21 protein-coding genes and 1 tRNA gene are annotated in these 21249 nt (G+C 72.3%); 9 read left to right on the forward strand and 13 right to left on the reverse strand.

Annotation, left to right across the window (positions count from 1 at the left end):
• Window positions 1-21: 21 nt before the first annotated feature.
• From ACZ7L4_RS31030 to pdhA, 3 genes are read right to left on the reverse strand one after another with little or no spacing between them, the layout of a single operon-like run.
• Window positions 22-1425, reverse strand: a complete 1404-nt coding sequence (locus tag ACZ7L4_RS31030; RefSeq protein ID WP_472107814.1) for a dihydrolipoamide acetyltransferase family protein — start codon at window positions 1423-1425, stop codon at window positions 22-24.
• Window positions 1426-1439: 14 nt separating this feature from the next.
• Window positions 1440-2450: an alpha-ketoacid dehydrogenase subunit beta gene (locus ACZ7L4_RS31035; protein WP_472107815.1), complete on the reverse strand. Its 1011-nt coding sequence runs from the start codon at window positions 2448-2450 to the stop codon at window positions 1440-1442.
• Window positions 2447-3589 carry a pyruvate dehydrogenase (acetyl-transferring) E1 component subunit alpha gene (gene pdhA, locus ACZ7L4_RS31040; RefSeq protein WP_472107817.1) on the reverse strand — a complete coding sequence of 381 codons (1143 nt, stop codon included), beginning with the start codon at window positions 3587-3589 and terminating at the stop codon, window positions 2447-2449. Before pdhA ends, ACZ7L4_RS31035 begins: the two co-directional genes overlap by 4 nt.
• Window positions 3590-3763: 174 nt before the next feature.
• Between pdhA and ACZ7L4_RS31045 the strand changes: the two genes are divergently transcribed.
• Entirely contained in the window at window positions 3764-4264 is a 501-nt protein-coding gene (locus ACZ7L4_RS31045) for an Lrp/AsnC family transcriptional regulator (RefSeq protein WP_472107819.1), read from the forward strand.
• A gap of 16 nt (window positions 4265-4280) precedes the next feature.
• Here ACZ7L4_RS31045 and ACZ7L4_RS31050 read toward each other — a convergent pair whose 3' ends face one another.
• The gene (locus ACZ7L4_RS31050) at window positions 4281-4889 is read right to left on the reverse strand and encodes a TetR/AcrR family transcriptional regulator (RefSeq protein WP_472107821.1); all 609 of its coding nucleotides are present in this window, start codon (window positions 4887-4889) and stop codon (window positions 4281-4283) included.
• Window positions 4886-6394 carry a 3-hydroxyacyl-CoA dehydrogenase gene (locus tag ACZ7L4_RS31055; protein ID WP_472107823.1) on the reverse strand — a complete coding sequence of 503 codons (1509 nt, stop codon included), beginning with the start codon at window positions 6392-6394 and terminating at the stop codon, window positions 4886-4888. The genes ACZ7L4_RS31050 and ACZ7L4_RS31055 overlap by 4 nt, the downstream gene beginning before the upstream one ends.
• Window positions 6395-6634: 240 nt before the next feature.
• Here ACZ7L4_RS31055 and paaN point away from each other — a divergent pair, with 240 nt between their 5' ends.
• Complete coding sequence (paaN, locus tag ACZ7L4_RS31060) at window positions 6635-8347, forward strand: phenylacetic acid degradation protein PaaN (RefSeq protein ID WP_472107824.1); 1713 nt, start codon at window positions 6635-6637, stop codon at window positions 8345-8347.
• Window positions 8348-8351: 4 nt separating this feature from the next.
• Here paaN and ACZ7L4_RS31065 read toward each other — a convergent pair whose 3' ends face one another.
• The 3 genes from ACZ7L4_RS31065 to ACZ7L4_RS31075 are packed head-to-tail and all read right to left on the reverse strand — an operon-like array spanning window position 8352 to window position 11261.
• The gene (locus tag ACZ7L4_RS31065) at window positions 8352-9143 is read right to left on the reverse strand and encodes a TrmH family RNA methyltransferase (protein ID WP_472108154.1); all 792 of its coding nucleotides are present in this window, start codon (window positions 9141-9143) and stop codon (window positions 8352-8354) included.
• 46 nt (window positions 9144-9189) lie between these two features.
• On the reverse strand, window positions 9190-10368 hold the full coding sequence (locus ACZ7L4_RS31070; RefSeq protein WP_472107826.1) for an HTTM domain-containing protein: 1179 nt from the start codon (window positions 10366-10368) through the stop codon (window positions 9190-9192).
• A gap of 32 nt (window positions 10369-10400) precedes the next feature.
• The gene (locus ACZ7L4_RS31075; RefSeq protein ID WP_472107827.1) at window positions 10401-11261 is read right to left on the reverse strand and encodes a DUF5819 family protein; all 861 of its coding nucleotides are present in this window, start codon (window positions 11259-11261) and stop codon (window positions 10401-10403) included.
• 287 nt (window positions 11262-11548) lie between these two features.
• On the opposite strand from ACZ7L4_RS31075, the gene paaA reads away from it, so the two are divergent.
• The 6 genes from paaA to ACZ7L4_RS31105 all read left to right on the forward strand — a co-directional run bounded on the left by paaA (window position 11549) and on the right by ACZ7L4_RS31105 (window position 16618).
• On the forward strand, window positions 11549-12559 hold the full coding sequence (gene paaA / locus ACZ7L4_RS31080) for a 1,2-phenylacetyl-CoA epoxidase subunit PaaA (RefSeq protein WP_472107829.1): 1011 nt from the start codon (window positions 11549-11551) through the stop codon (window positions 12557-12559).
• Window positions 12556-12876 carry a 1,2-phenylacetyl-CoA epoxidase subunit PaaB gene (gene paaB, locus ACZ7L4_RS31085; protein ID WP_472107831.1) on the forward strand — a complete coding sequence of 107 codons (321 nt, stop codon included), beginning with the start codon at window positions 12556-12558 and terminating at the stop codon, window positions 12874-12876. The genes paaA and paaB overlap by 4 nt, the downstream gene beginning before the upstream one ends.
• Window positions 12873-13625 (forward strand): 1,2-phenylacetyl-CoA epoxidase subunit PaaC, encoded by a 753-nt coding sequence (paaC, locus tag ACZ7L4_RS31090; RefSeq protein WP_472107832.1) that lies wholly within the window; start codon window positions 12873-12875, stop codon window positions 13623-13625. Before paaB ends, paaC begins: the two co-directional genes overlap by 4 nt.
• Window positions 13619-14215, forward strand: a complete 597-nt coding sequence (gene paaD, locus ACZ7L4_RS31095) for a 1,2-phenylacetyl-CoA epoxidase subunit PaaD (protein WP_472107834.1) — start codon at window positions 13619-13621, stop codon at window positions 14213-14215. The genes paaC and paaD overlap by 7 nt, the downstream gene beginning before the upstream one ends.
• The gene (gene paaE / locus ACZ7L4_RS31100; RefSeq protein WP_472107835.1) at window positions 14215-15315 is read left to right on the forward strand and encodes a 1,2-phenylacetyl-CoA epoxidase subunit PaaE; all 1101 of its coding nucleotides are present in this window, start codon (window positions 14215-14217) and stop codon (window positions 15313-15315) included. The genes paaD and paaE overlap by 1 nt, the downstream gene beginning before the upstream one ends.
• A gap of 142 nt (window positions 15316-15457) precedes the next feature.
• Window positions 15458-16618 (forward strand): acyl-CoA dehydrogenase family protein, encoded by a 1161-nt coding sequence (locus ACZ7L4_RS31105; RefSeq protein ID WP_472107836.1) that lies wholly within the window; start codon window positions 15458-15460, stop codon window positions 16616-16618.
• 88 nt (window positions 16619-16706) lie between these two features.
• Here ACZ7L4_RS31105 and ACZ7L4_RS31110 read toward each other — a convergent pair whose 3' ends face one another.
• From ACZ7L4_RS31110 to ACZ7L4_RS31125, 4 genes are all read right to left on the reverse strand, one after another.
• Entirely contained in the window at window positions 16707-17036 is a 330-nt protein-coding gene (locus tag ACZ7L4_RS31110) for a rhodanese-like domain-containing protein (protein ID WP_399229109.1), read from the reverse strand.
• 76 nt (window positions 17037-17112) lie between these two features.
• Window positions 17113-18015, reverse strand: coding sequence for a hypothetical protein (locus ACZ7L4_RS31115; RefSeq protein ID WP_472107838.1), 903 nt, complete (start codon window positions 18013-18015; stop codon window positions 17113-17115).
• A 57-nt stretch (window positions 18016-18072) separates the two neighbouring features.
• A complete protein-coding gene (locus tag ACZ7L4_RS31120; RefSeq protein ID WP_472107840.1) occupies window positions 18073-19530 on the reverse strand; it encodes a DUF2252 domain-containing protein in 1458 nt (485 codons plus the stop codon).
• Between the two features lie 200 nt (window positions 19531-19730).
• Entirely contained in the window at window positions 19731-20120 is a 390-nt protein-coding gene (locus ACZ7L4_RS31125; protein WP_472108156.1) for a winged helix-turn-helix transcriptional regulator, read from the reverse strand.
• Between the two features lie 149 nt (window positions 20121-20269).
• On the opposite strand from ACZ7L4_RS31125, the gene ACZ7L4_RS31130 reads away from it, so the two are divergent.
• The gene (locus ACZ7L4_RS31130) at window positions 20270-20923 is read left to right on the forward strand and encodes an FMN-dependent NADH-azoreductase (RefSeq protein ID WP_472107842.1); all 654 of its coding nucleotides are present in this window, start codon (window positions 20270-20272) and stop codon (window positions 20921-20923) included.
• Between the two features lie 174 nt (window positions 20924-21097).
• Here ACZ7L4_RS31130 and ACZ7L4_RS31135 read toward each other — a convergent pair.
• Window positions 21098-21181 (reverse strand) — tRNA-Leu (locus tag ACZ7L4_RS31135).
• Window positions 21182-21249 lie beyond the last annotated feature (68 nt).

A 21249-nucleotide genomic window follows, 5' to 3' on the forward strand; every position in this document is an offset into this window, starting at 1 on the left:
CCGCCGCGCGTGGCGCACCGGTCACAGCGTGCGCAGCAGCACCGCCGGGTTCTCGACGCAGTCCGCGACGTAGCGCAGGAAGCCGCCCGCCGTGCCGCCGTCGCACACCCGGTGGTCGAAGGTGAGCGAGAGCTGGACGACCTGACGGACGGCCAACTCCCCCTCGTGCACCCAGGGCTTGGCGGCTATGCGGCCGACACCGAGCATGGCCGCCTCGGGGTGGTTGATGATCGGCGTGGAGCCGTCGACGCCGAACACCCCGTAGTTGTTGAGCGTGAAGGTGCCGCCGGTGAGCTGCGAGGGGGACAGCGTGCCGGTCCGCGCGGCCTCGGTGAGCCGGGCGAACTCGGCGCTCAGCGATTCGGCGCCGCGCGTGTGGGCGTCCCGGACGACGGGCACGACCAGGCCCCGCTCGGTCTGCGCGGCGAAGCCGAGGTGCACCTCGTCGAGACGGACGATCTCGCGCCGCTCGGTGTCGACCGTGGCGTTCAGCTCCGGGTAGCGGGCCAGGGCCGCGGTGCAGATGCGGGCGAGGAGCGCGAGCACGGAGATCTTGGGACCCGCGGAGGGGCCGGTCGCGGAATTCATCGCCACGCGCGCGTGCATGAGTTCCGTGGCGTCGGCGTCCACCCAGCAGGTCGCGTCGGGTATCTCGCGCCGGCTGCGGGACAGCTTGTCGGCCACGGCGCCGCGAATGCCGCGCAAGGGGGTCCGGTGCTCCTGCCGGGCGGGGGCAGGGGTGGTCTCGGTGGTCGGCGCGGGGGCGGCGGGGGCCTCGGCGGCGGCGTTCGCCGCCTTCTCCACGTCTCCCCTGAGGATGAGCCCGTCCGGCCCGGACCCGGTCAGCTCTCTGAGGTCCACGCCGCGGTCGCGGGCGAGCTTACGGACGAGCGGGGAGATCACGGGGACGGGGCCCTGGGCGCGCGGGGCGCTCTCCGGTGCGGCGGGCACGCTGTCCAGCGGCGCGGGCCGCACGCGCCTGCGCCGGGTCGGCGCGGCGGTGGTCCCGTAGCCCACCAGCACGTTCCCCGAGCCTTCCGCCTTCTCCGCCTTCGGAGCCGCCTGCGCCTTCTCAGGAGCCGCCTGGCGGGCCTCCTGACGCGTCTTCGCGGGCTCCTGCTCCGCGGTCGCCGACGACGGCGCGGGGACGTCCGACAGCGGCACGTCCGAAGGCGACCGCGCGCCCACGGCCACCATCAAGAGCGGCGCCCCGACCGGCAGTTCACTGCCCTCGTCACCGAAGCGGGCCGTGACCACACCCCCGTACGGGCACGGCACCTCGACCATCGCCTTGGCGGTCTCGACCTCGACGACCGGCTGGTCGACGGCGACGACGTCGCCGACCCCCACCAGCCACTGGACGATCTCCGCCTCGGTGAGACCCTCCCCGAGGTCGGGCAGCTTGAACTCGAGCACCTGCGCCATTACCCCACCGTCCCTCACTGATCCCATTGCAGCCGCGCCACCGCGTCCAGCACCCGGTCCACTCCGGGCAGATGGTGCCGCTCCAGCATGGGCGGCGGATACGGAATGTCGAAACCGGCCACCCGCAGCACCGGAGCCTCCAAATGGTGGAAGCAGCGCTCCGTCACGCGCGCGGCGATCTCCCCGCCGGGCCCGCCGAAGCCGCCCGACTCGTGCACGACGACCGCGCGTCCCGTGCGCCGGACGGACTCGGTGACCGTCGCGTCGTCGAACGGCACCAGCGAGCGCAGGTCGACCACTTCAAGATCCCACCCCTCCCCTCGGGCCGCCTCGGCCGCCTCCAGGCAGACGGGGACGGACGGCCCGTACGTGAGCAGCGTGGCACTGGTGCCGGGACGCCGGACCACTGCCGTGCCTATCGGAAGAACGTCTTCCGGAGCCTCCGGGTTCCACGAATCCTTCGTCCAGTAAAGGCGCTTGGGCTCCAGGAAGACGACCGGGTCGTCGGAGGCGATGGACTGCCGGAGCAGCCCGTACGCGTCCGCGACCGTGGCCGGCATGACGACGGTGAGGCCCGGCGTCGCCATGTAGTACGCCTCGGACGAGTCGCTGTGGTGCTCGACGCCGCCGATCCCGCCGCCGTACGGCACCCGCACGGTGATGGGCAGCGGCATGGCGCCACGCGTGCGGTTGCGCATCCGCGCGACGTGCGAGATCAGCTGCTCGAAGGCGGGGTACGCGAACGCGTCGAACTGCATCTCCACGACGGGCCGCAGCCCGTACATCGCCATGCCCACGGCGGAGCCGAGGATGCCCGCCTCGGCGAGCGGGGTGTCCGTACAGCGGTCCTCGCCGAACTCCTTCGCGAGCCCGTCGGTGATCCGGAAGACACCGCCCAGGGTGCCCACGTCCTCGCCCATGACGTGCACGGACGGGTCCTCGGCCATGGAGTCGCGCAGCGCGCGGCCGAGGGCCTGCGCCATGGTGGCGGGCCTGGTCTTCGGTGGCCGGGCCACAGTGGTCATGCCTGGCCCCCTTCCGCCTCTGCGTCCAACTCGGCCCGCAACAGCGCCGCCTGCTCTCTCAGTTGAGGGGTCCGCTCGGCGTACACGTCGCCGAACAGGTCCATCGGGTCGAGCGCCGGGTCCTGGTTCATGCGCTCGCGCAGCGCGGCCGCCTGTTCCTCCGCGCTGTCGCGCACGGCCTGGATACCGGCCTCGTCGATGAGCCCGCGGCCGGTCAGCTCCCGCTCCAGGAGCAGGACCGGATCGTGCGCGCGCCACATCTCGACCTCGGCCTCGCTGCGGTACCGGGTCGCGTCGTCGGCGTTCGTGTGCGCGTCCATCCGGTAGGTCACGGCCTCGACAAGCGTCGGACCGCCGCCCCCGCGCGCGCGGGAGACCGCGTCACCGAGCACCTCGTGCAGGGCGGCCGCGTCGTTCCCGTCGACCAGGCGGCCCGGCATCCCGTACCCGACGGCCTTGTGGGCCAGGGACGGCGCCGCGGTCTGCTTGGCCAGCGGCACGGAGATCGCGAACCCGTTGTTCTGCACGAGGAAGACGACCGGGGCCTGCCACACGGCGGCGAAGTTCAGCGCCTCGTGGAAGTCGCCCTCGCTGGTGCCGCCGTCGCCGACCATGGCGAGCGCCACCACGTCGTCGCCCTTGAGTTGCGCGGCATGTGCGAGGCCCACGGCGTGCGGGAGCTGTGTCGCGAGCGGGGTGCACAACGGCGCGATGCGGTGCTCGCGCGGGTCGTACCCGGTGTGCCAGTCGCCGCGCAGCAGGGTCAGGGCCTGTACGGGGTCGAGGCCGCGGGCGACGGCGGCGAGGGTGTCGCGGTAGCTGGGAAACAGCCAGTCCCGCTCCTCGAGGACGAGCGCCGCGGCGACCTCCGCGGCCTCCTGGCCGGTCGTCGAGGGATACACGGCGAGGCGGCCCTGCTTGGTCAGCGCGGTCGCCTGCGTGTTGTACCTGCGGCCGCGCACCACCTCCGCGTACAGGCGGCGCAGCAGCTCGGGGTCGACGCGGGCGGCCGCGTCGGTGCCCAGGACCCGGTGGGGCTCGGCATCGGGCAGCAGCGGCGCGGGATCCGTGCGGGGCTGCCAGGCGGGCGGCGGGACGGGCCTGCCCTCGCGCGCGGCCCGCTGGTCCATGACCGTCATGACGACACCTCCTCGTGGGAGCGGCTCGGACGGCGCGTCGGATGTGATGCGCCTCACCTACCGATTGTTCGGTCGACGGCACATTTTGGCTACAGGCACCTCCAGGCTGTGGACAATCGGTTCTCCACAGCCTGAGATGAATGCAGTACGTCCATGGTAAGGAGGCGGGGGCGGATGGCATCTGAACAAATGGCCGAGGGCTCCGGGGGCCCGGTGCCCGACCCCGCGGCCCGCCCGCTGGACGACATCGACCGTGACATCCTCCAGCTGCTCCTGAAGGACGGGCGCGCGTCGATACGCTCCGTGGCCGAGCAGGTCCACGTGTCCCGGGCGAACGCCTACGCGCGCATCAACCGCCTCATCGAGGACCGCGTCATCCGCGGTTTCGGCGCCCGCGTCAACCACGAGCGGGCGGGCCAGGGCGCCTCCGCCTACATCACGCTCAAGATCGTCCAGAACACCTGGCGGACCGTGCGCGAGCAGCTGCGCCGACTCCCGGAGGCCTCGCACATCGCGCTGGTCAGCGGAGATTTCGACGTCCTGATCCTGGTGCACACGGAGGACAACAGGGCCCTGCGCGAACTGGTCCTCACCAAGCTCCAGTCCATCCCCGAGGTGCTCAGCACGCGCACGCTGCTGGTCTTCGAGGAGGAGGACCTGGAGCCGGACTCGTAGCCTCTGCGGCGGCGGTTCAGGCGGCCTTGCGCAGCCCCTGGAAGACCAACTCGACGACCGCGTCGGCCACTTCCCGGTCGCCGAGCCCTCCGCCGTCCGGCCGGTACCACTCCACCAGCGAGTTGATCATCCCGAAGACGAGCCGGGTGGCGAGCCGCACCTCGATGTCGCCGCGCACGTCCCCGTCGGCCGCGGCCGCCCTGAGCAGCTGGGCCACCTGGTGGTCGAACTCCCTGCGCCGCTCCATCGCCCACCGCTCGGTGTCGGTGTTGCCGCGCACCCGCAACAGGAGCGTCACGTAGGGCAGTTCGCCGGTGAGCACCTCGACCATGCGCCGCGTGACGTGCTCCAGGCGCGCGATGGCGCGTCCTTCGCGCGCGGGCTGCTCGTCGAGGATCGCGAAGAGGCCGTCGAGCGCGCGGCTCACGGCCCGGCGCAGCAGCTCCTCCTTGCCCGCCACATGGTGGTAGATCGACGACTTGGAGATGCCGGCCGCCTTGGAGAGGTGCTCCATGGACGTGCCGTCGTAGCCGCGCTCGTTGAAGACGGTGACCGCGACCGCGAGCAGGCTGTCGGGCGTGTAGGTGTCACGGCGCGCACCCGTGTCCCGTCGTGCGGTGGTCATGCGGAGCCCTCCCACTTCTTGGGGGTGTACGAGTGCCGGAAGAGGGCCAGGCTCGGCGCGTGCCGCCCCGAGGGGTCGCGTTCGTGCAGTTCCTCGAGCAGCCCGCAGGCCCAGCCCCGGCCGAGCCTGCGATCCCACTCCAGGGGCCCCATCGGGTAGTTGACGCCCAGGCGCATCGCGGTGTCGATGTCGCCCTCGGTGGCCACCCCGCGCGCGAGGGCGTCGTGCGCCAGGTCGACGATCCGCGCCACGGTGCGGGCCACAATCATGCCGGGCACGTCGCCGATGACGCTGACCTCCTTGCCGAGCGCCTGGAACAGACCGACGGCCTCTCCCAGGGTGCGCGGATTGCCTTCCTGGCAGGTGGCCAGGGCGATCCGGGTGGCCTTGCGGTAGTCGAAGGCGAGGTCGAAGTAGACGACGTCGCGGAACTCGACGGACGTCTGTCCGTCCGCCTGGACGAGCTGGCCGCCACTGGGCAGCACGATGCGCGTGCCCTTGTCCTCGTCCTCCCGGACGACCTCGATGCCCGCCTCGCGCATCATCGGGATCAGCTCGCCCGCGGACTCCAGATCGCCCTCGACGGTCACGCGCGCGGGCGGCCCGGCAGGACCCGCGGTGTTCGGTTCGGGACGCTCGGCGTCCTCCCCGTACGCGTACCAGCCGCGGCCCGACTTGCGGCCCAGGCGGCCGGCCTCCACCAGGCGGCGCTGGGCCAGTGAGGGCCGGAACTTCGCGTCCTGGAAGAAGCCCTCCCACACGGAGCGCGTCACGGCCTCGTTGACGTCCTGCCCGATCAGGTCGGTGAGCTCGAAGGGCCCCATCCTGAAGCCGCCGCTCTCGCGCAGCACGGCGTCAATGGTCGCGGGGTCGGCGCCCTGCTCCTCGTAGACCGCGAACGCCTCGGCGTAGAAGGGCCGCGCGATCCGGTTGACCAGGAAACCCGGGGTGTCCGCGCAGGCGACCGGGGTCTTGCCCCAAGCGCGGGCGGTCTCGTACGCGCGCGTGGCCGCGGTGACGTCGGTGGCGGCGCCGGAGACGACCTCCACCAGCGGCATCAGGGGCGCCGGGTTGAAGAAGTGCAGCCCCACGAAGCGGCCGGGCCTGCGCAGCGCCCCGCCGATCGCCGTCACGGACAGGGAGGAGGTGTTGGTCGCGAGCAGACAGTCCTCCGCGACGACGTCCTCCAGCTCGCGGAACAGCTCCTGCTTGACGTCGAGCCGCTCCACGACGGCCTCGACGACGAGCGTCGCGGGCGCCAACTCGCCGACGGTCTGCGCGGGTTCGAGCCGGTCGACCGCGGCCGCCCGCTCCCCGGCGTCCATGCGGCCCTTCTCGACGAGCCGGTCCAGGCGCGCGGCGATCGCCTCGGCGGCGCTCCTCGCCCGTCCCGGTACGGCGTCGTACAGCCGGACGGGATGCCCGGCGACGAGGGCGACCTGGGCGATGCCCTGCCCCATGGTGCCGGTGCCCACCACGCCGACGAGGCGGTCATGTGCTGTCATGCACGTGATCCTCCCGCACCTGCTCCGGCCCGGGGGCCCGGGGGCTCGGGCGGCTGATTCCCACCGGCTTTTTCTGCGGCTTTTCCACAGCTTTTCCGCACCCCCTTGTCCCGACCGATCGTTCGGTTACTCTAACTCTGTTGGTTCGTTCCTGCCCAGCCCAGCCTGCACAGATCCGTCCAGACCCGCCCAGCTCGCCGGCTCGACGAGGAGCCGCAGCCCAGGAGGAGTTGGTCCCCCATGGCCGCCGCCGAACTCACCGCGCACGACCTGATCGCCAAGCACCGGCCGACGCTCGACCAGGCGCTGGAATCGATCCGTACGCGCGCGTACTGGTCCCCGCACCCGGAGCACCCCAAGGCGTACGGGGAGAGCGGGAGCCTGAGCATGCCCGAGGGCAAGGCCGCCTTCGACGCGCTGCTCGGCACCCGCCTCGACCTCGGCCAGCCCGGGACGGACGATTTCGTGGGCGGTGAAGTCTCGCCGTACGGCATCGAGTTGGGTGTCACGTACCCGCACGCCGACATCGACGTGCTGCTTCCGGCCATGCGCGCGGGCATGCGCGCGTGGCGCGAGGCGGGCGCCGAGGCACGCGCGGTGACGTGCCTGGAGATCCTGGCCCGGATCAGCGCGCGGACGCACGAGTTCGCGCACGCGGTCATGCACACCAGCGGCCAGGCCTTCATGATGGCGTTCCAGGCGGGCGGCCCGCACGCGCAGGACCGCGGCCTGGAGGCGGTGGCGTACGCGTACGTGGAGCAGGTGCGGACCCCGGACGCGGCGGAGTGGTCCAAGCCCCAGGGCAAGCGCGATCCCCTGGTCCTGAACAAGGAGTTCACGCCGGTGGCGCGCGGCGTCTCGCTGCTGATCGGCTGCAACACGTTCCCGACGTGGAACGGGTATCCGGGCCTGTTCGCCTCCCTGGCCACCGGCAACCCGGTCCTGGTGAAGCCGCACCCGCGCGCGGTGCTGCCCCTCGCGCTCACCGTGCAGGTGGCCCGCGAGGTCCTCGCCGAGGCGGGCTTCGACCCGAACCTGGTGGCGCTGGCGGCCGAGCGGCCCGGGGAGGGCATCGCCAAGACCCTGGCCGTACGCCCCGAGGTCAGGATCATCGACTACACGGGGTCCACGGCCTTCGGCGACTGGCTGGAGACGAACGCGCGGCAGGCGCAGGTCTACACGGAGAAGGCCGGCGTCAACACCGTCGTCATCGACTCGACGGACAACTACAAGGGCATGCTGGCGAACCTGGCGTTCTCGCTGTCCCTGTACAGCGGTCAGATGTGCACCACGCCGCAGAACCTCCTGGTGCCGCGCGAGGGCATCGGCACGGACGAGGGCCCGAAGGCGTACGACGAGGTGGTGGCCGACCTCGCGAAGTCGGTCGGCGGCCTGCTCGGCGACGACGCCCGGGCGAACGGGCTGCTGGGCGCGCTGGTCAACCCGGACGTGAAGGCCCGCCTCGACGCGGCCCCCGGCATCGGTGAAGTCGCCCTGCCCTCCAGGGAGATCAGCAACCCGGACTTCCCGGACGCCGTCGTCCGTACGCCGGTGATCGTGAAGCTGGACGGCGCGCGGAAATTCTGGGAGGGGGCCGACGCGGAGGCCGCCTACATGAGCGAGTGCTTCGGCCCGGTCTCCTTCGCGGTCTCCGTCGACTCGACCGGTGACGCGGTGGACCTCCTGCGGCGCACGGTGCGCGAGAAGGGCGCCATGACGGTCGGCGCGTACACCACCTCCGAAGAGGTGGCGCAGGCCGTCGAGGACGTCTGCCTGGAGGAGTGCGCGCAGCTCTCGCTCAACCTGACGGGCGGGGTGTACGTGAACCAGACGGCGGCGTTCTCCGACTTCCACGGCTCGGGCGGCAACCCCGCGGCGAACGCGGCGCTGTGCGACGGCGCCTTCGTGGCGAACCGCTTCCGGGTGGTGGAGGTGCGCCGGGAGGCCGCCTGAGGCGCTAAGGCGCGTTCGTGCTGTGCGCGCTCCAGTGGAAGAGCGTCATGCCGACGCTGGTGGCCAGGTTGTAGCTGGAGACCTGGGGCCGCATCGGCAGCGACACCAACTGGTCGGCACGCGCGCGCAGTTCGGCGGAGAGGCCGCTGCGCTCGGACCCGAAGGCCAGCAGGGCGTCGTCGGGCAGCTTCAGCCCGCGGATGTCCGCGCCTTCGGGGTCGAGCGCGTACAGCGGCCCGCTAGGCAGCTCCTCGACCGCGAGCCGCTCGACGGCGGTCGCGAAGTGCAGCCCTGCCCCGCCTCGTACGACGGTGGGGTGCCAGGGGTCGAGGTCGCCGGTGGTGACGACCCCGGTGGCGCCGTAGCCGGCGGCCAGGCGGATCACGGCGCCCGCGTTGCCGAGGTTGCGCGGGTTGTCGAGCACGACGACCGGTGTGGTGCGCGCCCGGCGCCCGAGGGCGGCCAGCTGGTCGGCCCGCGCGGGACGCCCGGCGAGCGCGGCGACCCCGGTGGGGTGCAGCCGCGGCACGAGCCCGCGCAGCACCTCGCCCGGAACCTCCACGAGGAGCCGTGCCAGGTCGCCTACGACATCGGGGGCGAGCTCCTCCGCCAGGGCGAGCGCGGCCGTCCGGTCGACGGCGAGCGCGACAGGGACGTCGGCGCCGAAGCGTACGGCGTGCTTGAGGGCGTGGAACCCGTCGAGCAGCACCGCGGAGTCCGCGAGCCGCCGCCAGACGCGCAGCGAGTCCTCGGCGGTCCCCGCGCCCTGTGGGCCCTCGGGCCGCTCGTCCCGCATGCCGCCCGCGCCGTCCGCCGTACTCGTCCCGTTCACGGCAGGAAGCCTACGTGCGCACGGCCGGCTGCTCCGCCGCCACCTTCTCGCCGTCGCGCTCCACCAGCGGGCCGGTCGCGGCCGGCGCCTTCGTAGCGGAGAAAACGCGACTACGCGCGCGTGCCACCCAACCGCCGACGCGCACCAAGAAGGACGTCGGCAGGAACACCGCGTCCGCGGCGATCATCGCGAGCGAGAAGAAGGGCAGCCCCAGCACGACGGCGATGACCGCGTGCTCCAGCATCATGAACACCAGCAGGACGTTCTTGAGGCGCCGGTTGAAGACGGTGAACGGGAAGGCGACCTGCACGGCCACGGTCCCGTACGTCACGAGCAGCACCATCGGGCCGAAGGTGGTCAGCAGATCGCCCAGGGCGGGCCAGGGCGAGAAGTAGTCCAGGTGGAGCGGGTAGTAGACCGCGGTGCCGTCCTGCCAGCGACTCCCCTGGATCTTGTACCAGCCCGCCGTCGCGTAGATCAGGCACGCCTCGACCATCACCACGAGCAGTCCGGCGTTGTGCATCAGGTTGGCGACGACGTCGCACAGGAGACGCGAATCGCCCTGCGGGTCGCGGCGGTTCACGAACCACCACAGCGCCTGGGCCGCCCACATGCCCCAGAAGAACAGCAGCCACCCGCCGCCGACCTTCCCGGTGAACGTCATCGCGGCGAGGACGAGCCCCATGACCCACCACAGCACGATGCCGAACCGATCGTCGGCCCCTCGGCGCGCCCTGCGGGCGTCCAGCGACCAGACCTGACCGCACCGCGTGAAGACGAGGTAGATCGACATGAGGTGGATGACGTTGTCGCCGCCGTCACCGATGAACACGCTGCGGTTCTGCAGGGACAGCACACCGATCATGAAGACGACCGACATGGTGCGGGTGCGCCAGCCCAGCATCAGCAGCGCGGACGACACGATCGCCCCTATGTAGACCAGCTCGAACCAGCCCTGGCCGTCGGACCACATGAGCGCGCTGAACGCGTGGTTGTCCGCGGTGAGCTGCTGCGCCATGCCCCAGCTCCACGGCCCGTCGGGGCCGTACATCTCCTGGCGGTGCGGGAACTCGCGCAGCAGGAAGAGCAGCCAGGTCGCGGAGAACCCGATGCGGATCACGGCGCTCTGATACGGGGCGAGCGCGGACGCGGTGATCCACTGGAGACCGTCGCCCAGCCTCTGCTGCATGCGGTCGATCCGCCCCACGGAAGGTGCGCCGCTCATCGGTCACCGCCCGTCGAAGAGTCCGACGACGGGTCCGTCGAGGAGTCCGTCGAAGACTGCACCCGCACGCGCGTGCCGCTGTCGAGCGGCGCGTCGCTGGAGGTGACCGTCCACCACGGCACCTGCCGGTACACCGGCTTCTGGTTCACCTTCTCGTCACTCCACTTCGGGGGCGCGACACTGGTCGTCTTCGAGCGGATCTGGACGCGCTCGACGGTCTCGCCCTTGCCTGCCGCACCGAGCCGGTCGAGGCGCAGCACGAGGATGCGGCGCAGGTACTGCTCGGACAGGGTGCCGCGCAGTCCGTTGGGCCGGTTCTGCGCGTCGTGCGTGCCCGTGTAGATGTCCCAGGCGCGGCGCAGCTCGTTCTGCTGTGTGTGGCTGGGCAGCAGGTTCCCGTCGATGGCGGCGCCGTCCTGCGCGGACAGTCCGTACCAGCGGGTCGCGCGCAGCTCGCCGTCGGGCGTCCGCACCTCGGCGCGGGCCTCCACCGCGATGTTCTGCTGCAGCGGGTTGGGCGCGAACAGCTTCCAGTTCTGCTCGAACTCCGGGTAGACCCAGGCGCTGACCAGGCCGCCGTGCTGCTTGCTGAGCGTGTTCGACGGCGCGACGTGCAGGAACACCATGAGGATGTGCACGCCGGTGACGAGCGCGACGCCGATGAGGGCGAGGACGGCGGTCAGCTGATGGCCGGGGGAGAGCGCCGCGAGCCCGCGCCGCCCGGGCGGCGCCGTCACTCCCGCTTCCCGCGACTCGGCCCCGGCCTCCGACGGCTCTGACAGACGGGGTCGCGGCGGAGCCGTCGGCTCCGTCGTGAGCCGGGCGCCCTCGTCCGCGGCGCCTGCTTCTGTCTCCATCGGTACTCCCCGATCCCGATCCGGTCCTGCCGGCGCCTGGTCCGTCCGCCGCTCGGCGCCCCCGCGACGAACCGGTTCCGAGCCGTCGCCGCGCGAGACGACGCACCGGAACCGTACTGGGGAGCGCCCGCACGGCACAGACGTCCGAGGTTATCCACAGGCCGACCGCACAGGGTTGACACCTTACGGCGCCGAGACCCACCATTGAATCCGACGAACCGAACGATCGGTCGGGAGCGCGAAGCCCCCGCCCGAGGTCGGGCACCCAAGGTCGAGGGGGACCGGGCATGGCGACAGCAACCCCGCACCACCGCGCAGCCGAAGCACGGGCGGACGGCACCGCCGAGCCGGGCGACGCCGCGTTCCAAGCCGTGTTCGACGCGGCGGTGGCGGCGGACGAGCGCATCGAGCCGCGCGACTGGATGCCCGACGCCTACCGCGCGACGCTCGTGCGCCAGATCGCCCAGCACGCCCACTCCGAGATCATCGGCATGCAGCCGGAGGCGAACTGGATCACGCGCGCCCCTTCGCTGCGCCGCAAGGCGATCCTGATGGCGAAGGTCCAGGACGAGGCGGGGCACGGCCTCTACCTCTACAGCGCGGCGGAAACCCTCGGCACCGGCCGCGACGAGCTGCTCGACAAGCTGCACAGCGGCCGCCAGAAGTACTCCTCGATCTTCAACTACCCGACGCTGACCTGGGCCGACGTGGGAGCGATCGGCTGGCTCGTGGACGGCGCGGCGATCACCAACCAGGTGCCGCTCTGCCGCTGCTCGTACGGTCCGTACGCGCGGGCGATGGTGCGGGTCTGCAAGGAGGAGTCCTTCCACCAGCGCCAGGGATACGAGCTGCTGCTCGCGCTCAGCCGTGGCACCGAGGCCCAGCACGCGATGGCCCAGGACGCCGTGGACCGCTGGTGGTGGCCCTCCCTGATGATGTTCGGCCCGCCCGACGACGAGTCGGCGCACTCGGCCCAGTCGATGGAGTGGAAGATCAAGCGCCACTCGAACGACGAGCTGCGCCAGCGCTTCGTGGACATCTGCGTCCCCCAGGCCGAATCCCTCGGGCTCACGCTCCCCGACGCGGAGCTGAAGTGGAACGAGGAGCGCGGACAGCACGACTTCGGACCGATCGACTGGTCGGAGTTCAAGGCGGTCCTCAAGGGCAACGGCCCGTGCAACGAACAGCGCATCACCCAGCGCAGGCGGGCCCACGAAGAGGGCGCGTGGGTGCGCGAGGCCGCCGCGGCCCACGCGGCCAAGCACTCCACCACGACGCGAGAAGGCAGGGCGGCATGAGCGACACCCCGAGCAGCGCCACCGGCGCCTCCGGCACCGCGGACTGGCCCCTGTGGGAGGTCTTCGTGCGCTCCCGCCGCGGCCTCTCCCACACACACGCGGGCAGCCTGCACGCCCCGGACGCGGAGCTGGCCCTGCGCAACGCGCGGGACCTCTACACCCGCCGCGGCGAGGGCGTCTCCCTGTGGGTCGTGCCGTCCGCCGCGATCACCGCCTCCTCGCCGGACGAGAAGGACCCGTTCTTCGAGCCCGCCGCCGACAAGCCCTACCGGCACCCGACGTTCTACGAGATCCCGGAAGGGGTGAAGCACCTGTGACGCAGCCCGACACGACGCAAGCTCCCGCTCGCGGGACAACGGACACCGCGGCCGCCGCCCTGGCCCTCGGCGACGACGCCCTGGTGCTCTCGCACCGCCTGGGGGAGTGGGCGGGCCACGCACCGGTCCTCGAAGAGGAGGTCGCCCTCGCGAACATCGCGCTCGACCTGCTCGGCCAGGCCCGCGTGCTGCTGAGCCTCGTGGGCGACGAGGACGAGCTGGCGTACCTGCGCGAGGAGCGCGCCTTCCGCAACGTCCAGTTGGTCGAGCAGCCCAACGGGGACTTCGCCCACACCATCGCCCGGCAGCTCTACTTCTCGACCTACCAGCAGCTCCTCTACGCCGAACTGGCCGGGGCGGGCTCCGAGTTCGCTCCCCTGGCCGCCAAGGCGGTCAAGGAAGTCGCCTACCACCAGGACCACGCCCGGCAGTGGACGCTGCGCCTCGGCGACGGCACGGAGGAGAGCCACGCGCGGATGCAGCGCGCGGTCGACGCGCTGTGGCGGTACACCGGCGAGCTGTTCCAGCCGGTCACCGGCCTGGACGTCGACGCGGAGAAGCTGCGGGCGGCCTGGACCGCGAGCATCGAGGACACGCTGTCGGCGGCGACGCTGACCGTGCCCGAGGGCCCGCAGCTCGGCGCCTGGAGCGCCGGAGCCGGCCGGCAGGGCGTGCACACCGAGTCCTTCGGCCGGATGCTCGCCGAGATGCAGCATCTGCACCGCAGCCACCCGGGGGCGTCATGGTGACCACGGCGCGCGCCCACCAGGACCGGCAGGACGACCGGCAGGACCGGGCCGAGCGGGAGACCCCGCTCGAGGCCGAGCTGCGCAGCCTCGCCGGGTCCGTGCCCGACCCCGAGCTGCCCGTTCTGAACCTGGAGGAGCTGGGCGTGCTGCGCGCCGTGCACACCCGCGGGCCCGGCCGCGTGGAGGTCGAACTGAGCCCGACGTACACGGGGTGCCCAGCGATCGAGACCATGTCGGCCGACATCGAGCGGGTGCTGCACGAGCACGGCATCGCCGAGGTCACCGTCCGCCCGGTCCTCACCCCGGCCTGGTCGACGGACGACATCACGCCCGAAGGCCGCCGCAAGCTGCGGGAGTTCGGCATAGCGCCGCCGCGGACGACGCGCGAACCCGCGGGCCCGGTCGCCGTGTCCCTCGGCCCGACGCGGCACACCGCAGCCACATTGCCACCCGACGCCGAGCCGATCGCCTGCCCGCACTGCGGGTCGACGGAGACGGAGCTGCTGAGCCGGTTCTCCTCCACCGCCTGCAAGGCGCTGCGCCGCTGCCTGTCCTGCCGCGAACCCTTCGACCACTTCAAGGAGCTGTGATGGCGAACGAAGGGGGACGGGCCCGCTTCCACCGGCTCCGCGTCGCGGCGGTCGACCGGCTCACCGACGACTCCGTGGCGCTGACCCTCGCCGTGCCGCCGGAGCTGCGCGAGGCCTACCGCTTCACACCCGGACAGCACCTCGCGCTGCGCCGCACCGTGGACGGAGCGGAGATCCGGCGCACGTACTCGATCTGCTCGACCGCCCCCGCCCAGGAGGCACCGAGCAGCCTCCGGGTCGGTGTGCGCCTGGTCGACGACGGCGCGTTCTCCACGTACGCGCACAAGGAGATCGCCGTCGGGGACGAGCTGGAGGTGATGACCCCGGCCGGCCGCTTCACCCTCGACCCCACGCCCGACACCGCCTCCGCGCACTACGCCGCGGTGGTCGGCGGCAGCGGCATCACGCCGGTCCTGTCCATCGCCGGCACCCTCCTGGAGCGGGCGCCGCAGGCGCGGTTCTGCCTGATACGCAGCGACAGGACCACGGCGTCGACGATGTTCCTGGAGGAGGTGGCCGACCTGAAGGACCGGTACCCGGACCGGTTCCAGCTGGTCACCGTGCTCTCCCGGGAGGATCAGCAGGCGGGCCTGGCGTCCGGTCGGCTCGACCAGGAGCGGCTCGCGGCGCTGCTTCCCGCGCTGCTTCCGGTGGAGCGGGTTGCGGGCTGGTACCTGTGCGGACCGTACGGGCTCGTGCAGGGCGCCGAGCGGGCACTGCGCGCCCTCGGGGTGCGGCGCGAGCGCGTCCACGAGGAGATATTCCACGTCGACGACGGCCCCTCGACCCGGGACCGGAAGGCCGCGCCGACGCCCACGCCCGCGCACAGCACGGTGACCGCTCAGCTCGACGGCCGCTCCGGCAGCTGGCCCGTGCAGGACGGCGAGTCGCTCCTGGAGACGGTGCTGCGCAACCGTCCGGACGCGCCGTACGCCTGCAAGGGCGGCGTCTGCGGGACCTGCCGCGCGTTCCTGGTCTCGGGTTCGATCCGCATGGACCGGAACTTCGCGCTGGAGGCCGAGGAGACGGAGGCGGGCTATGTGCTGGCCTGCCAGTCGCATCCGACCACGGAGAAGGTGGAACTGGACTTCGACCGCTGAGCCCGCCGACGCGGCCAAGGCCGCTGAGCCCGCCGAATGCCGGGGGCCCGCTGTTCCCTTCTCGTAGAACCTGTTCTATCTTGACGACCCGTCAGATCGCGGCGCGGTACGGCAGGAACGGCAGCAACGGGAGGAAAGGCCAGTGGACTTCACCTTCTCCGAGGAGCAGCAGGCGGCCGTAGAGGCGGCCCGAGCGGTGTTCGGTCCGGTCGCGCCGGACGGTGTGCCCAGCCCCTCGCTCACCTCGGGCGCGGTCGCCGAGGACCTCGACCGGGCGCTGTGGGCGAAGGCCGCCGACGCCGACCTGCTCAGCCTGCTGATCGGTCCGGAACACGGCGGAGCGGGGCTCGACGCCATCGCGCTCTGCCTGGTGCTGCGCGAATCGGCGAAGGTCCTCGCCCGGATCCCGCTGCTCGAACACAGCGCGGCGTCGACGGTCGTACAGGCCTGCGGCGGAGCCGAGTTGCGGCAGGAGATCCTCCCCGGCGCCGCGCACGGAGAGCTCGTGCTGACCGTCGCCTCCGCGGGCCGCACCGGACACGACCCGGCCGAACTGGCCGTCACCGCACGCAAGGAGGCCGACGCGGGCGCTGGCACCTGGGTGCTCGACGGCGTGCAGACGGCCGTGCCCTGGGCCTTCGGCGCCGACCGGGTCCTCGTCCCGGCCCACACCGGCGAGGGCGAAGCGGTGCTCGCGGTGCTCCCCGGACCGTCCTGCGACGTACCGGTACCGGGGCTCACGTTCGCCGAGCAGATATCGACGACCGGCGAGCGCCAGGCCGAGCTCCGTCTGGACGGCGTGCGCGTCGAGGCGCGGCACCTCATCGAGGACGCCACGGCCTGGTCCCGCCTGCACGATCTGCTCGCCACCGGCACCTGCGCGCTCGCGCTCGGCCTCGGCGAGGGCGTCCTCAAGATGACGAGTGACTACGCGGGCAAGCGGGAGCAGTTCGGGTACCCCATCGCCACGTTCCAGGCCGTGGCCGTGCAGGCCGCCGACCGCTATATCGACCTGCGCGCCATGGAGGCCACCCTGTGGCAGGCGGCCTGGCGCATCAGCAGCGGAGCGAGCGGCCCGCTGCCCGTCGCGGGGGACGTGGCGGTCGCCAAGACCTGGGCGGCCGACGGCGTACGACGCGTCGTGCAGACGGCCCAGCACCTGCACGGCGGCTTCGGCGCGGACACGGACTACCCGCTGCACCGCTATCACGCGTGGGCCAAGCACCTGGAGCTCTCGCTCGGCCCGGCCGCCGCCCACGAGGAAGCCCTCGGCGACCTCCTGGCGGCACACCCCTTGGGTTGATCCCCCGGAGACCGGCTCTCCGGGTCCGGGGAGTGAGCCCCGGAGATCGACTCTCCGGGTCCGGGATGTGAGCCCCGAAGACCAGTTCTCAGGCCACGGCGCCCGGCTGCCCGTTGTCGTCCACGACGGGGCGGCCGGCCGCTTCCCAGGCCTGCATGCCGCCGTCGACGTTCGCCGCGTCGACGCCCTGCTGCGCCAGATACATCGTCACCTGGGCGGAGCGCCCGCCGGAGCGGCAGATCACGTTGACCCGGCCGTCCTGCGGCGCCGCCTCGGTCAACTCGCCGTAGCGGGCGACGAATTCGCTCATCGGGATGTGCAGCGCACCCGCCGCGTGACCCGCCTGCCACTCGTCGTCCTCACGGACGTCGAGGAGGAAGTCCTCTTCCTTGAGCTCGTCGACAGCGACCGTGGGCACACCAGAACCGAAAACCATGCCCCCGACGCTACCCCCTCGGTCCCCGGGCCCCGGCACCAGCGGCCTCAGGAAGCGGTCAGGAAGCGGTCAGCCGCTCCAGCTCGGCCTCCTGCTCGGCGACCTGCGCGAGCAGCTTCTCGGCGATCTCGTCGAGCAGGGTGTCCGGGTCGTCGGGAGCCATCCGCAGCATCGAGCCGATCGCGCTCTCCTCCAGCTCCTGCGCCACCGCCGTGAGCAGCTCCTTGCGCTGCGCCAGCCACTCGAGGCGGGCGTACAGCTCCTCGCTCTCGGTCGGCTGCTGCTCGGCCGGCGCCGGACCCTTGTCCCACTCCTCGGCCAGCTCGCGCAGCAACGCCGCGTCACCCCGGCCGTACGCCGCGTTCACCCGGGAGATGAACTCGTCGCGCCGCTCCCGCTCCCGGTCGTCCTGCGCCAGGTCCGGGTGCGCCTTGCGGGCCAGCTCGCGGTAGAGCTTGCGGGCCTCCTCGCTGGGCCGCACCCGCTGCGGCGGCCGCACCGGCTGATCGGTCAGCATCGCGCTGGCCTCGGGGAAAAGACCGTCCCCGTCCATCCACCCGTGGAACAGCTCCTCGACGCCGGGCATGGGCAGCACCCGCGCCCGCGCCTCGTCGGCCTTGCGGCGGTCCTCGGGGTCACCGCTGCGGGCCGCCAGCGCCTCCGCGATCAACGCCTCCAGCTCGTCGAGCCGCGTGTACATCGGCCCGAGCTTCTGGTGGTGCAGCCGCGAGAAGTTCTCCACCTCGACCCGGAAGGTCTCCACGGCGATCTCGAACTCGATCAACGCCTGCTCGGCAGCGCGCACGGCCCGCTCGAGGCGCTCCTCGGGCCGCTCCGCGGCCTGCTCCGCGCCGCGCTGTTCGGCCCGCTCGTTGAGGCGCTCCTTCAGGCGGTCCTTGAGGCGCTCCCGAGGTTGCTCCTCCGGCTGCCCTGCCACATCGTCGGTCTCCGGGGTCGTCACACGACCAGCGTAGGGCACGGTGTTGACCGCGCCGGAACGGCCGCTGCGACCCCCTCCTCAGACGCCCGCCTCGGCCGCCACCCGCCCCTCGCGCACGGCCCGCACCAGCTCCCCGTGGTCCGCCTCCGTCCGGTCCGCGTAGGCGACGGCGAACGCGGCCACCGCCTCGTCCAGCTCCTCGTTCTTGCCGCAGTAACCGGCCACGAGCCGCGGGTCCGCGCTGTGCGCGTGGGCGCGCGCGAGCAGGGCGCCGGTCATCCGCGCATAGTCGTCGATCTGGTCGGCGGCGAGGGCGGCCGGGTCGACGCTGCCCTTGCGGTTCCTGAACTGCCGCACCTGGAACGGCCGTTCGTCGACCGTGGTCCAGCCGAGCAGGATGTCGCTGACGACCTGCATCCGCTTCTGCCCGAGCACCACCCGCCGGCCCTCGTGCTCGACGGGCTCCGCCGCGAACCCGGCCGCCGCCAGATGCGGCAGCAGCGCCGAGGCCCGCGCCTCCTTCACCTGCAGCACGAGCGGCTCGCCCCGGTGGTCGAGGAGCAGCACCACATAGGAGCGGGTGCCGACGCTGCCCGTGCCGACGACGCGGAAGGCCACGTCGTGGATCGCGTACCGCCCGAGCAGCGGCAGCCGGTCCGCGGACAGGGTGTCCAGATACGGGCCCAGCGCGCCCGCGACCGCCGCGGCCTCCCCGTCGGGCACCGAGCGCAGCACCGGTGGCGCGTCCACGAAGCGCCGCCCGCCGCCCTCGACGGCGACCGTGGACTTGGCAGCGAACCGTCCGCTGGTGTTCCTGCTGGCCTTCTCGGAGACCCGCTCCAGGGTGCCGAGCAGATCGCGGGCGTTGGCGTGGGAGACGAGCTCCTCGTCCGCGATCGCGTTCCACGCCTCCAGGGTGAGGAGCTTCGCGAGGAGCCGCATGGTGCGCCGGTAGGCGCCGACGGCGTCGTGCGCCGCTTCCTCGCAGGTGTCCTCGTCGGCGCCCGCCTCCCGGCCCGCGAGCACGAGCGAGGTGGCGAGCCGCTTCAGGTCCCACTCCCAGGGGCCGTGCACCGTCTCGTCGAAGTCGTTCAGGTCGATGACGAGGCCGCCGCGCGCGTCCGCGTACAGGCCGAAGTTGGCCGCGTGCGCGTCACCGCAGATCTGGGCGCCGATACCGGTCACGGGCGTGCGCGCGAGGTCGTACGCCATGAGCCCCGCGGAGCCGCGCAGGAACGCGAAGGGGGTGGCGGCCATGCGGCCCACCCGTATCGGCGTGAGCTCCGGGATCCGGCCTCGGCTGGACTCCTCGACGGCGGTCGGCCCGTCCGGCCGGCCCGGGTCAGCCGCGAAGTCCCGGTGCGCGCTGCGCGGCACCTTCCCGCGCAGCGCCTTGCCCTCCGCCTTGGGCGAGCCGCCCGATTCCCCGGCGACCGCCGCGAATCCCGGCACCCGCGGCAACCGCCGCGCCCCGGCCTTCCCGGCCTCCGCCGCCCCGCCCTGCCGCGGCACCGCCACGTGATCCGATCCGCCCATGACCGACCGCCTCCCCCGTCCCGTACGAACGTCGCGCACGGGGCCGCCCCCGCACGTCGCGTGTAATCGGTCACGACCGTACCGCCGGTCCGGAAAACCCGTCAGGGCCTGTGGAAAACCCTCAGCACGTGCACAACTCGCTCACTCCACGGGCCCACCGCAGCTGGACACCAGGCCCACCGCAGCCGGCCACGACGCCCCTATTTACGGAACTCCTCCGGGCACGTCCCGCCCTCGGCCCCCAGGTACTTCCCGGCCCAGTCCCCCAGCTCCCGCAGCGCGGGCTGCAGCGCGGCGCCCGCCGCCGAGAGCCGGTACGAGACGCGCAGCGGCGGCCCCTCGTCGACCTGCCGCACGACGAGCCCGGCCGCGCCGAGCTCGGTCAGCCGGTCGGAGAGCATGCGTTCGCTGATGCCGGGGATGGCCCTGCGCAGGTCCGCGAAGTGTCTCGGGCCGCCCATCAGGACGGACACGATCAGCCCCGTCCAGCGCTTGCCCAGCAGTCCGAAGACGCGCGTCATGCCGATGTCGACCGTCGAACACCTCTGGGGTTCGTGGGTCACGGCGCCTCCCGCGCACGCCTCGCTCATGTCTTCCCCGCTGCCCACCATGCCTCCAGGGTACTGCGTTCTCGTATGGGGATGAAAAAAAGTAAGCCCCTGTGCTATTACTAGTTACATACTCAATTACCGCGCCCTCAATCCTCGCGGGGCGCCCTCAACCCTCACGGGAGAGAACCATGGCCACCCTGCTCCACATCGACTCCTCCGTCTTCGACGGCCAGGCCTCCGCGTCCCGCGCCGTCACGGACGCCTTCCGCAAGGCCTGGCAGGAGCAGCACCCGGAGGGCACCGTCGTCTACCGCGACCTGGCCGCCTCCCCGGTGCCGCACATCACCGCCGACGCCCACCTGGCCGGCTTCGTCCCCGCCGACGCCCACACGCCGGAGCAGGCCGCCGTCTTCGCCGAGCGCATCAAGCTCATCGAGGAGCTGGAGCAGGCGGACGCCATCCTGATCGGCGCCCCGATGTACAACTTCTCGATCCCCTCCACGCTGAAGGCGTGGCTGGACAACGTGATCCTGATGGGCCGCACCTCGGGCCCCGAGACCCAGTCCGCCAAGGGCACCCCGGTCACCGTCGTCGCCAGCCGCGGCGGCTCCTACGCGCCGGGCACCCCGCGCGAGGGCTTCGAGTACGTGCAGAACTTCCTGGGCGCGACCCTGCGCGACGGCCTCGGCCTCGACCTGGACTTCATCGTCCCGGAGCTGACCATGGCCCCGCAGAACCCGGCGATGGCCGAGCTCGTCCCGCTCTTCGAGGCCTCCCGCGACAAGGCCCTCGCGGACGCCCAGGAGAAGGGCAAGGCCCTCGCCTCCCGCTTCGCCGCCTGAGCACGCGCGCGTAGTCGTGCGGACGTCACCACGCGCGCGTGGTGACGCCTGACGTGACATAACCCACAGGGCCCCGCGACCGACCGGTCGCGGGGCCCTGTGAGCATGCGCACCCGCCCACGGCGGGCAACGCAAAAGCCCCGCAGATCCGAAGACCTGCGGGGCTTTTCGCTGTGCGCGAGGGGGGAGTTGAACCCCCACGCCCTTTCGGGCACTGGAACCTGAATCCAGCGCGTCTGCCTATTCCGCCACCCGCGCATTGGGTGTGTCTTCCGGCCCCCTTGCCCTTGTGGGCCCGGCGCCTTCCGACGAACAAAACATTAGCA

Source organism: Streptomyces sp. NPDC107575 (assembly GCF_055657265.1).

Coding starts and splice junctions, on each gene's coding strand:
- ACZ7L4_RS31030 (WP_472107814.1), bottom strand. CDS start 1,425: ATGGCGCAGGTGCTCGAGTTCAAGCTGCCCGACCTCGGGGAGGGTCTC.
- ACZ7L4_RS31035 (WP_472107815.1), bottom strand. CDS start 2,450: ATGACCACTGTGGCCCGGCCACCGAAGACCAGGCCCGCCACCATGGCG.
- pdhA (WP_472107817.1), bottom strand. CDS start 3,589: ATGACGGTCATGGACCAGCGGGCCGCGCGCGAGGGCAGGCCCGTCCCG.
- ACZ7L4_RS31045 (WP_472107819.1), top strand. CDS start 3,764: ATGGCATCTGAACAAATGGCCGAGGGCTCCGGGGGCCCGGTGCCCGAC.
- ACZ7L4_RS31050 (WP_472107821.1), bottom strand. CDS start 4,889: ATGACCACCGCACGACGGGACACGGGTGCGCGCCGTGACACCTACACG.
- ACZ7L4_RS31055 (WP_472107823.1), bottom strand. CDS start 6,394: ATGACAGCACATGACCGCCTCGTCGGCGTGGTGGGCACCGGCACCATG.
- paaN (WP_472107824.1), top strand. CDS start 6,635: ATGGCCGCCGCCGAACTCACCGCGCACGACCTGATCGCCAAGCACCGG.
- ACZ7L4_RS31065 (WP_472108154.1), bottom strand. CDS start 9,143: ATGCGGGACGAGCGGCCCGAGGGCCCACAGGGCGCGGGGACCGCCGAG.
- ACZ7L4_RS31070 (WP_472107826.1), bottom strand. CDS start 10,368: ATGCAGCAGAGGCTGGGCGACGGTCTCCAGTGGATCACCGCGTCCGCG.
- ACZ7L4_RS31075 (WP_472107827.1), bottom strand. CDS start 11,261: ATGGAGACAGAAGCAGGCGCCGCGGACGAGGGCGCCCGGCTCACGACG.
- paaA (WP_472107829.1), top strand. CDS start 11,549: ATGGCGACAGCAACCCCGCACCACCGCGCAGCCGAAGCACGGGCGGAC.
- paaB (WP_472107831.1), top strand. CDS start 12,556: ATGAGCGACACCCCGAGCAGCGCCACCGGCGCCTCCGGCACCGCGGAC.
- paaD (WP_472107834.1), top strand. CDS start 13,619: ATGGTGACCACGGCGCGCGCCCACCAGGACCGGCAGGACGACCGGCAG.
- paaE (WP_472107835.1), top strand. CDS start 14,215: ATGGCGAACGAAGGGGGACGGGCCCGCTTCCACCGGCTCCGCGTCGCG.
- ACZ7L4_RS31120 (WP_472107840.1), bottom strand. CDS start 19,530: ATGGGCGGATCGGATCACGTGGCGGTGCCGCGGCAGGGCGGGGCGGCG.
- ACZ7L4_RS31125 (WP_472108156.1), bottom strand. CDS start 20,120: ATGAGCGAGGCGTGCGCGGGAGGCGCCGTGACCCACGAACCCCAGAGG.
- ACZ7L4_RS31130 (WP_472107842.1), top strand. CDS start 20,270: ATGGCCACCCTGCTCCACATCGACTCCTCCGTCTTCGACGGCCAGGCC.